Source organism: Deltaproteobacteria bacterium, from assembly GCA_016210005.1.
Taxonomy (GTDB): Bacteria; Desulfobacterota; Binatia; order HRBIN30; family JACQVA1; genus JACQVA1.
In genome coordinates, this window is the sequence record JACQVA010000197.1 from 1 (window position 1) to 9,014 (window position 9,014).

Consider the following 9,014-nt stretch of genomic DNA (forward strand, 5'->3'; position numbering starts at 1 on the left):
GAAAAACCCTCCACTACCTTGCTCTGATGCTGCCACACCCGCGTTGCCAGCTGGGAGGTCACCCCAATGTGCAGCGTGCCGTTCCGTTTGCCGGCCAGGATGTAAACGCAGAACTGCTTGTCCATAGCGCCAAACGCCAAACTGGATTCCCGCTTTCGCGGGAATGACGGCCATAACACCGAACCACGTTACCCACAAATTCGTCGCGCACCCAGCGAGCTTCAGCCGTCGAGCACCCGCTTCGAGACTATCCGCATCTTCATGTCGAACTCATACACCACCGGCACGCCGGTGGCGAGGTTGAGTTCGAGCACTTGCTGGCGGGTAAGCTGATCGAGCTGCATCACGATCGAGCGCAAGCTGTTGCCATGGGCAGCCACTAGCACGTTATTCCCGGTCTTCAGAGCCGGGACGATCTTGCTCTCGAAGTACGGCAACGTGCGGGCGGCGGTGTCCTGCAAGCTCTCCCCGCCTGGTGGCGCGATGTTGTAGCTGCGCCGCCACAGGTGCACTTGCTCTTTGCCGAACTTTTCCGCGGTCTCGGCTTTGTTGAGCCCTTGCAAGTCGCCGTAGTGGCGCTCGTTGAGGGCCTGGTCCCGTTCGATGGGAATGCCCGCTTGACCGATCACCTGCAGCACGATGGCGAGGGTTTCGTTGGCCCGTTGGAGCACCGAGGTGAAGGCGCAATCAAAATGGATGTCGCGCAGCTTTTCCCCCGCGCGTCGCGCCTCCTCGCGGCCCTTGTCGGTCAAGGGCACATCGACCCAGCCGGTAAAGCGGTTTTCGAGATTCCATTGGGATTCGCCATGTCGCAGCAAGACCAGAAGCGCCATGCGCCGCTGGATAATCGGCGCGCTAGCACGTGTCAACCGGCACCGGCAACTGCCGCCTTCAACAACGGTTGAGTCAGTTACTCGCCCTACTCCTCGCGCATGGCGTTGGGAGGAGTTGGGGTGGGCTTGGCCTTCAAGTAGCGGGGCTTTTCCGGGGGTTCCTCGCGCTCCCGCGGCTCACCGACCAGCTCGGCCGGATACTCTTCTGGCTCCCGCAGCTCGAACGCCTCATCCTCTTCTTCTTTGCGCTCGGGATGGATCGGCGCCGGTTTAAGCGCCCGGCGCCCGTGTAACCGCATGCAGCGCTCGACCCAGCGTAAGTCCTGATTGAGCACCCGTCCCACGTCGGTCAGCTCCACCAGGCGGCTAGGTACCCGGCGCCGCATGTAATCCACCTGGTGAACAATCTCGCTGCAAGGCAGGCGGTGCGGCGCAACGCCATCTTGCGGTGCGACCCGCCGGCGCACCGGCACCGACTCCGCCGCCCACGCTGCCGCCGATAGCCCCACCAGTAATGCGCAAGCGACCAACCGCTGCTTCTGCGATCGGTTCGCAGACGGTCTTGTCGGGAACATCCGTACCAATGTAGCCGGAGGTCACCCACTTCTGCAACCGGTAGTCGCAGCCTGCCACTGGCCGGACCGGCGACGGACGGTAATGCCACAAGCCGCGAGTCCAACTCACGTTGACACGACTGGGGCCGCTTGCCATCATCGCGCGCCACACACCGTCACCTTGTCGGGAGATCACCACATGGCTGTGATTCAGAAGCAGAAGGGTAATTTTCTCGAAGATTTCCGCGCCGGCCAGGTCTTTCGCCATAAGGTCGGCAAGACCGCGACCGCTGGGCTGCTCAATGCCTTCACCGAGTTCGACATGACCACGAACCCGCTCAGTAAGAACCGCCGCTACGCCCAGCGCTACGGGTTTACGGAATGTGTGCTCCCACCCGGTTTGGTGATGAACATCGTCTTCAGCCAAAGCGTGGAAGACATCTCGGAGAATGCGCGGGCCAACCTCGAGTACATAAATATGCGCTTCGGCGCGCCGGTGTACATCGGCGATACGATTGAAGTCAGCTCCGTTGTGCTAGGGGTGAAGCCTTCAACGCGCGATCCCGATCGCGGCGTCGTGCACGTGCAGACCACCGGCCGTAACCAGGATGGGCTGGTGGTTCTTACCTATGAGCGCAAGGTGCAAGTTTGGAAATCCAACTCGGATGCCCCAGTGGAAGATAAAGCCATTGTTGCTCCGGCTGTCGACGTGGTGCCGCGGCTGCCCCCCTACGATGCCACGCGTGCTTACGGGGAGTTGGCGCACCTGACCAGCGCCGACACCTACTTCGAAGACTTCACCGTGGGTGATACCATCGAGCATTCGCGCGGCCGCACCATGACGACTGAGCACATCGCCCTCACCGCGATGCTCGACAATACCTCGCAGGTGCACTGTAATCAGCATCTGATCGACCAGAACCCAGCGAAGTACCTCGGCGGTCAACTGGTGATCTACGGCGGCATTCCTTTCAACCTTTGCCTCGGCCTGTCTTGTCCGGACGTGAGCGACAACGCGCTCGCCGACCTGGTGTACACCTCCGGTCGACACACCGGCCCTCTCTTTGCCGGCGACACCGTCTTTGCCACCACCGAACTGCGCGGGAAGCGGGACTACCAGGGGCGCGACGATCTCGGCGTGCTGGTCACGACGCTACGCGGCCACAAATTCAAGCGCGGCCAGGGCTCCGCGTTTGAGCGGGTGGAGATCTTTTACTTGGAGCGGGAAGTGCTCGTAAAACGCCGCAGCCATTACACCTGATCGGTGTTAGGCGGGCCGGAGACAAAGCGGGGCGTGGAATGGCCCTGGCCCCCACACCCCGCCGTAGTCGTGTGCTGATTTAGAACTAGGCTGGGAGCTTGCCGCGGCGCCAGGCCTGATAGTGGTTGGCGCAGTAACCCTTGGCCACGTACGCTTTGCCACAACCCTTGACCGAGCACACACGCTTCGGCGGCACCACGTTTTCCTTCGGCGGCTTCCAGCCCTTGAGCGTCTGCGTCGACACATCCAGCCCTTCGTTCAGCAGGGCGATCACCACCTCGGTCTTCGAGGCGCCGAGATCCCGCGCGACGCGTTGAATGGCGTCGCTGATGTGCACCGGGATCTTCACGTTCATCAGCTTGCTGGCACTCTTCTCGCGCCCACGCAGATCGGTCAGTCGTAGATCGGCACGCATACTACCCTCCTTTGGTCGGTGAGCTTTGTGCGGGTCCCAGTACCCACACCACAAGCAAGCGTCTACCCAATTTTGCACCGCAAGAAAAGCCCCGGCGGACCGCGGAATCACCCTAGTTTTGGTGAATATCTGCTGTACTAGCCACTCAACAGGCGGCCAATTTTAGTGACTGCATCACCGCTATTGCGGTGGGGCCGGTTGTGCAGCGGCTCAGTCACGGGTGGTAATGCGCCGGCGGACCGCGTCACGCTACGCCGTCATTGTACGGAATGGAAACCCCAAGCCTTGCTTGCCGGCCGCTGCCCGACTCTGCTCAGACGCAGTTCGATTGCGGCAGATCCTATGATTTGGACAAAGAACGCGCGACGTACAGGGAAGCGGGGGAACTGGCAACTGTGTATGGCGAGAAAGCTGAGGCCGGGTACAGCACCCGCGGCGATCAGCACTGCAAGCTAGTGATTTGGCACAGCATGATGCCCCGCGGGGGCGCCATCGCTACTCGTCGCGCGCCGCCCGGTCGGGCGCTGGCAGGACAGATGATCCGCCGATGACGTGGTCAGGCGGCGCGACGCAACTTGATTTCCGCTTCCAGTCCGACGGCCTCGACCAGACGCAACACGCGATCAATCGTCACCTTCTGCAGGCTTCCAGATACGATGCCGGTCACGGCGCTACGCGGGAGGCCGGACCGCTCTGCGATCTGTGCGTGTGTGAGCCCTTGACGATCCGCCTCACGGCATACGGCGGCGATGAGCTGCGCCTTCAGCACCGCCTCCAAGCCGCGGGCCGCGGGAATTCCCAGCTGGGCGGAGAGGCGCTTTGCCGACGTAGTACGTTTCATGCCCTCACCTCCTTGAGCCGCCGCCGTGCGAGGTCAATGCTGCGCTGCGGTGTTCGTTCCGTTGTCTTCTTGAACGCGTGGAGCACCGCGACCGATCCACGCCCGATCACAGCGTAGATAATGCGATACTACCCTGACCGATCCTTGAGGCGCAATTCGTGGGCACCCGGCCCGACGCTCGGCATCGGACGCGACAAGGGCATTGCCAAACCGAGGCCAGCATCCAGGCGTGCCAATGCGTCAGCCAGGTCTGAGCGGATCTCCTCCGGAAAATCGCGAATCTCTCGCCGCCAAGCTCTCGGGAATTCGATCACGTTTCGATGGTCTCATTTGTGAGACGAATTGTCCAGGACTTGGGGCGGCGATGGAAGGGCCAGGGGCGCGAGAGGAAAAACCGGACGCCGCCGCAGAGGCCGTCTGTCAAGACTCACGGTCAGCCAGCCCGGCCACGTTGCCGATCGGAAGGTTGCGCTACGTTTCGCGCGGGGCGTTCTTCAGTGGCAGCTACTTCCGCCGTAACGTCGGCGGCGTGGGTGCCGACGTTACGGCGGCACCGTCACCATGGCCGCCACGCCGTTTCTTCTTCAGGTAAACACCGCCTACGCGCAGGCTGGGGGATCGGCACCGAGCCTTCCGGGCGTCGACCTCAAGTTCCAGACCCGAATCGTTCGCCTCGCCGCCGCCATCGACTTGAACCGCGCCATTGGCGTGCGCGGGTTGTCTGTCGGCCTCATCGACGTAACGAGCCTCGTCATACCGGCCAAAGGCCTACAGCTTCGTCACCTCCACGCGCGTGTCGCGGTCGGTCATGCTCGGTTGCAAGCAGATCGTCATCGGCCGCAGATGGAACTGGCCGCCGGAGAGCTCGACCGGATTGAGCGGGGTCGGGATCAAGTTCTGGAAGCCCTTCTGGCCGCGGAACTGGTAGTTCTCCCAGGCGTGGTAGACGATGAACTGCCCCGGCCGCACGCTCGGCGCCACCTTGACCATGATCTCGAAGCTATCGAGGTCGTTGTGCACGCGCACGTGCTCACCGTCGGTGATGCCACGCGCCGCCGCGTCGACCGCGCTCATGTAGGCGACCGGTTCGCCGCGCATGTTGCGCAGCATGATGCGGTCGTCGCGCCACGCCGCATGGATGCTCCAGCGCGTGTGCCCGCCGGTGAGTTGCAGCGGGTACTTGCCGCCGGCCGTCGGCGGGTCCTTGTGCGTCGGTAGCGTCTCGCCCATCTCCAGGTAGAGGTCCTGGTCGAGGTAGAACTGGATGCGCCGCGACAGCGTCGGGTACGGCTTCTTGTCGAAGACGTGGTCGGTGAACGGCGTGATGGTGTCGTCGGGCTTGAACTTAGTTGCGACTCCGATCGAGGCGATGCTCTTGCCGGGAGCGGTGAAACGCGCCCAGCCCTTCTTCTTCAGATCGTCCCACTGCACGCCCTGCAGGTTGCTGGTGTTCTCGATCAGATAGCGGGCGACCTTGTCGTCGTCAGTCGGTCCGTACTCGCCCTGGGAAGAGAACGTGTCGTAGAGCCCGACAAACGAGCGCTCGCGGCCGTTGCGATCTTTGAACTCGGTGATGCCACGAGCCGCGGCGCGGGCGTCGACCGCCTTGGCCAGCAGCGCGAAGATCTCCCAATCCGACTTGGCCTCGTGGAACGAGGTCGCCTTCTCGCCGGCGTGGATGTAAGGCATCAGCGGCGTCACCCACTTGTGTTCGGTGCGCTCGTACCAGCCCGCCGCCGGCAGCACGTAATCCGACTGCAGCGCGGTCGAGGTCATGCGCCAGTCGATGGTCACCATCGTGCGCAGCTTGGGCCACAGATGCTTGAGCAGCAGCGGATAGGCGCGGATGCGGCGCAGCGGATTGCTCACCAGCGAGAACATCACACGCGGGTCGTTGCCGGGCTTGGGCCAGACGTACTGCCAGCCCTTGGACAGCGATTCGTCGAGCACCTTGCGCACCGGCCGCTTCAAATGCGGGTCCCAGTCTTGCAGCTTCTCGCTGGCTTCGAGCAGCCCGCCGTGGATGTACCAGAACAACGCGCCCGAGGCTTCCATGCCCGACTCGAAGCTCTTGCGGCTGCGCTCGTAGACCATCATTTCATCGGTGTAGCCGGCGAGCTGCAAGCGCGCTTCTTCGTAGAGCCCGTAACCGTAGATCAGCCCGCGCAACGGCAGGCTGAAGGCGGAGACCACCCACTGCTCGAAGGCGTCGTGCATGAGGAACGGGAAGCCGACGAAGCCGCTGCCTTTCTTGCCGTAGTTGCCGGTGAGCGCGAAGACCAGCGCCTGGGTGCGCTCGGTGAGATTGCCGTGGTAGTACTTGGCGAAGTTGCTGGTGGTTACCATTGACGCCGCCTTCGCCTTCGCCAGGCGATGGGCGAGGTCGCGAATCAGGCCCGCAGGTGTCCCGCTCATGGCAGCGGCTTTCTCAGGGGCGTAAGTCGCCAGATGCTCGCGCAGCAACTCGAACACCGGACGCACGCCGACCTTCTTGCCGTTGGCGAGCGTCGCCTCGAAGCGGCCTTCGAGCGAGGGCGCGAGACCTTCGAGCGCCAGGCTGCGCGTCGGCGCCGGCACGACACCGGCCTTAGGGTCGTGCAGATACAGCTGGTCGCCGTCGCCGCCTTCCTTGAGATCCGAGCCGCGCAGAAACCGACGGTTATCTTCGCGCACCAGCATCGGCAAATCGGTCTGTTCCTGCACGAAGGCGCGGTCGAAAAGCTTCTCGGCGATGAGCACGTGCGCAACGCCGAGGCCGAGCGCCGCGTCGCCGCCCGGCTTCACCGGGATCCATTGATCGGCGTGGATCGACGAGGCGCTGTAGTCGGGTGTGATCGCGACCAGTTGCGCGCCTTTGTAGCGCGCCTCGAGCAGGAAGTGCGCGTTCGGGATTTGGGTGTAGAGCGGATTCGCGCCCCAGCACAGGATCAGGTCGGAGAAGAAGTAGTCGTCGGCCGAGCGCTCGAAGACGATCTTTCCGAAGGTCTCGGCCGCGCCGCGGTGGCCGTCGCCGATCTCGGTGTTCATGTCGAGCGCGGTGGAGTCGAGGAGCACCCGCAGGCGGGACTGCCCCGCCGTTTGGGTGCCGGTGGAGATACCCGGCCCGAGATCCCAAATGATGCGGTCGCTGCCTTCCTTGACGATGGTATCGATCATCGAGTCGGCGATCTCGTTGAGCGCCTGCTCCCAGGAGAGGCGTTCCCACTTGCCCGAACCGCGTTCGCCGACGCGCTTGAGCGGGAACTTGACGCGCGTCGGATCGTACATGCGCTCGCTGTAGCACGCGCCCTTCTGGCAACCGCGCGGATTGAAGTCGGAGACGTCGGGGCGGACCTGCGGATAGTCCGCCACCTGCTCCTCGCGCCAAACCACGCCGTCCTTGACGTAGACGTTCCAGGCGCAGTGGGCCTGGTACCAGCAATTCACCCAGTGGCTGCTGCGCACGACCTTGTCCCAGACCCATTGCTTGCGGAACACATCTTCCCAGGTGCGGTAGTCGGGCAGCGGCGGCAGGGCGGATGCGCCCGGCGCCCCGACTTGCCCGAAGCTGAGCCGATTGAGTGAGAGCAGTAGCGTCGCCGCGCCTGCGGATCGCAAGAAATTTCGACGGGTGAGATTCATGACCGGCCTCCAATGGCGCCACGGCTCCTCGCCGTCTTCGGCGAGCGGGGCACGTCTTTGATAGCTTGTGCCGGCGGTTGCGACAAGGAGATAGTTCGTGATTTTCTGGGAGGGGCGATCTCACCTAGGGCCGCGGCGGCCGAGCAACTTGGGAACACCCGCCAGCCGCCGGCCGGCTTCGCGCAGTGTCTGTTCGCGTTTGCAGAAGGCGAAGCGGATGAGGTGGCGGCCCAGCTCCGGATGGCGAAAGAAGCTGGAGCCGGGCACGGCCGCCACGCCGGCCTCGCGCACCAGCCAGTGGCAAAACTCCACGTCGTCATTACAGCCGAACTCGCTGATATCGGCGAGGATATAGTAGGCGCCCTCGGGCACCGAGATGCGGAAGCCGCCGGCCTGCAGCGCCTCGCTGAGGATGGCGCGGCGTTCGGCGTAGTGCGCCGCCAGCTGGCGATAATAGCGGCCCGGCAGCTGCAGCGCCTTCACCCCGGCGCATTGCAGCGGATGCGGTGCGCCGACGGTCAAGAAGTCGTGCATCTTGCGAATCGCCGCGGTCAGCGGCGCCGCCGCCACGGCGTAGGCCAGGCGCCAGCCGGTGACCGAGTAGGTCTTCGACAAGCCGCTGATGGTGACGGTGCGATCATGCATGCCCGGCAGGCTCGCCAGCGAGAGGTGGGGCCGGTCATCGTAGGTGATGTACTCGTAGATCTCGTCGGTGATGGCGAGGCAATCGAATTCGTGGCAGAGCGCCGCCAGCTGTTCGAGTTCCGCGCGCCCGAACACGTGCCCGCTGGGGTTATGCGGCGTGTTCAAGATGATGGCCTTGGTGCGCGGGCTGCACGCTGCCCGCAGCTCGGCGGGATCGAAGGTGAAGTGCGGGGCTGGTAGCGCGACGTATACCGGCGTCGCGCCGCTGATGACGGTGTCCGGCCCGTAGTTTTCGTAGAAGGGCTCGAAGATCACCACCTCGTCGCCGGGGTTAACCACCGCCAGCAAGGTGGCGATCATCGCCTCGGTGGCGCCGCAAGTGACGGTCACCTCGGTTTCCGGATCGCAATTGACGCGGTTGTCGCGTGCCATCTTGCGGGCGATGGCAGCGCGGAACTCGGACGTGCCCCAGGTCACCGCGTATTGGTTGTGGTCGGCGTCGATGGCGGCCTTAGCCGCCGCCTTTAGCGCCCGCGGCGCCGGGAAGTCGGGGAATCCTTGCGCCAGATTGATGCCGCCGTATTGCGTGCACAGCCGCGTCATGCCGCGAATCACGGACTCGGTGAATTGCTCCGACTTGACCGACACGCTGCGCATCGCAATCGGTCAGGTGTCAGGTTGCGGCCATGCCTGTCAAGGGCGCCGGCGGGTGCGCGACAAATTTGTGGGTAACGTGGTTCGGTGTTATGGCCGTCATTCCCGCGAAAGCGGGAATCCAGTTTGGCGTTTGGCGCTATGGACAAGCAGTTCTGCGTTTACATCCTGGCCAGCAAACGGAACGGCA

General features: G+C 63.7%; 9 protein-coding genes. 1 reads left to right on the top strand and 8 read right to left on the bottom strand.

Annotation, left to right across the window (positions count from 1 at the left end; all coding sequences use genetic code 11):
• From HY699_19350 to HY699_19360, 3 genes are all read right to left on the bottom strand, one after another.
• Positions 1–125 (bottom strand): GIY-YIG nuclease family protein (locus HY699_19350; protein MBI4517966.1); only part of this gene is annotated, 125 nt, incomplete at its 3' end.
• 96 nt (positions 126–221) lie between these two features.
• A complete protein-coding gene (locus HY699_19355; protein ID MBI4517967.1) occupies positions 222–833 on the bottom strand; it encodes a 2,3-bisphosphoglycerate-dependent phosphoglycerate mutase in 612 nt (203 codons plus the stop codon).
• Between the two features lie 86 nt (positions 834–919).
• Positions 920–1,219, bottom strand: a complete 300-nt coding sequence (locus HY699_19360; protein MBI4517968.1) for a hypothetical protein — start codon at positions 1,217–1,219, stop codon at positions 920–922.
• Positions 1,220–1,586: 367 nt separating this feature from the next.
• On the opposite strand from HY699_19360, the gene HY699_19365 reads away from it, so the two are divergent.
• Complete coding sequence (locus HY699_19365) at positions 1,587–2,648, top strand: MaoC family dehydratase (protein MBI4517969.1); 1,062 nt, start codon at positions 1,587–1,589, stop codon at positions 2,646–2,648.
• A gap of 85 nt (positions 2,649–2,733) precedes the next feature.
• Here the strand turns inward: HY699_19365 and HY699_19370 are convergent, their stop codons facing one another.
• The 5 genes from HY699_19370 to HY699_19390 form a co-directional block, all read right to left on the bottom strand.
• Complete coding sequence (locus tag HY699_19370; GenBank protein MBI4517970.1) at positions 2,734–3,063, bottom strand: hypothetical protein; 330 nt, start codon at positions 3,061–3,063, stop codon at positions 2,734–2,736.
• A gap of 556 nt (positions 3,064–3,619) precedes the next feature.
• Positions 3,620–3,904, bottom strand: coding sequence for an XRE family transcriptional regulator (locus tag HY699_19375; protein MBI4517971.1), 285 nt, complete (start codon positions 3,902–3,904; stop codon positions 3,620–3,622).
• Positions 3,901–3,990, bottom strand: a complete 90-nt coding sequence (locus HY699_19380) for a type II toxin-antitoxin system RelE/ParE family toxin (GenBank protein ID MBI4517972.1) — start codon at positions 3,988–3,990, stop codon at positions 3,901–3,903. The genes HY699_19375 and HY699_19380 overlap by 4 nt, the downstream gene beginning before the upstream one ends.
• Before the next feature lie 682 nt (positions 3,991–4,672).
• On the bottom strand, positions 4,673–7,525 hold the full coding sequence (locus tag HY699_19385; protein MBI4517973.1) for a molybdopterin-dependent oxidoreductase: 2,853 nt from the start codon (positions 7,523–7,525) through the stop codon (positions 4,673–4,675).
• Between the two features lie 120 nt (positions 7,526–7,645).
• Complete coding sequence (locus HY699_19390; protein ID MBI4517974.1) at positions 7,646–8,827, bottom strand: aminotransferase class I/II-fold pyridoxal phosphate-dependent enzyme; 1,182 nt, start codon at positions 8,825–8,827, stop codon at positions 7,646–7,648.
• Between the last annotated feature and the right edge of the window lie 187 nt (positions 8,828–9,014).

Excerpts from the sequence above, each read along its gene's own strand:
- HY699_19355 (MBI4517967.1), bottom strand. The coding sequence starts at position 833 with ATGGCGCTTCTGGTCTTGCTGCGACATGGCGAATCCCAATGGAATCTC.
- HY699_19360 (MBI4517968.1), bottom strand. The coding sequence starts at position 1,219 with ATGCGGCGCCGGGTACCTAGCCGCCTGGTGGAGCTGACCGACGTGGGA.
- HY699_19365 (MBI4517969.1), top strand. The coding sequence starts at position 1,587 with ATGGCTGTGATTCAGAAGCAGAAGGGTAATTTTCTCGAAGATTTCCGC.
- HY699_19370 (MBI4517970.1), bottom strand. The coding sequence starts at position 3,063 with ATGCGTGCCGATCTACGACTGACCGATCTGCGTGGGCGCGAGAAGAGT.
- HY699_19375 (MBI4517971.1), bottom strand. The coding sequence starts at position 3,904 with ATGAAACGTACTACGTCGGCAAAGCGCCTCTCCGCCCAGCTGGGAATT.
- HY699_19385 (MBI4517973.1), bottom strand. The coding sequence starts at position 7,525 with ATGAATCTCACCCGTCGAAATTTCTTGCGATCCGCAGGCGCGGCGACG.
- HY699_19390 (MBI4517974.1), bottom strand. The coding sequence starts at position 8,827 with ATGCGCAGCGTGTCGGTCAAGTCGGAGCAATTCACCGAGTCCGTGATT.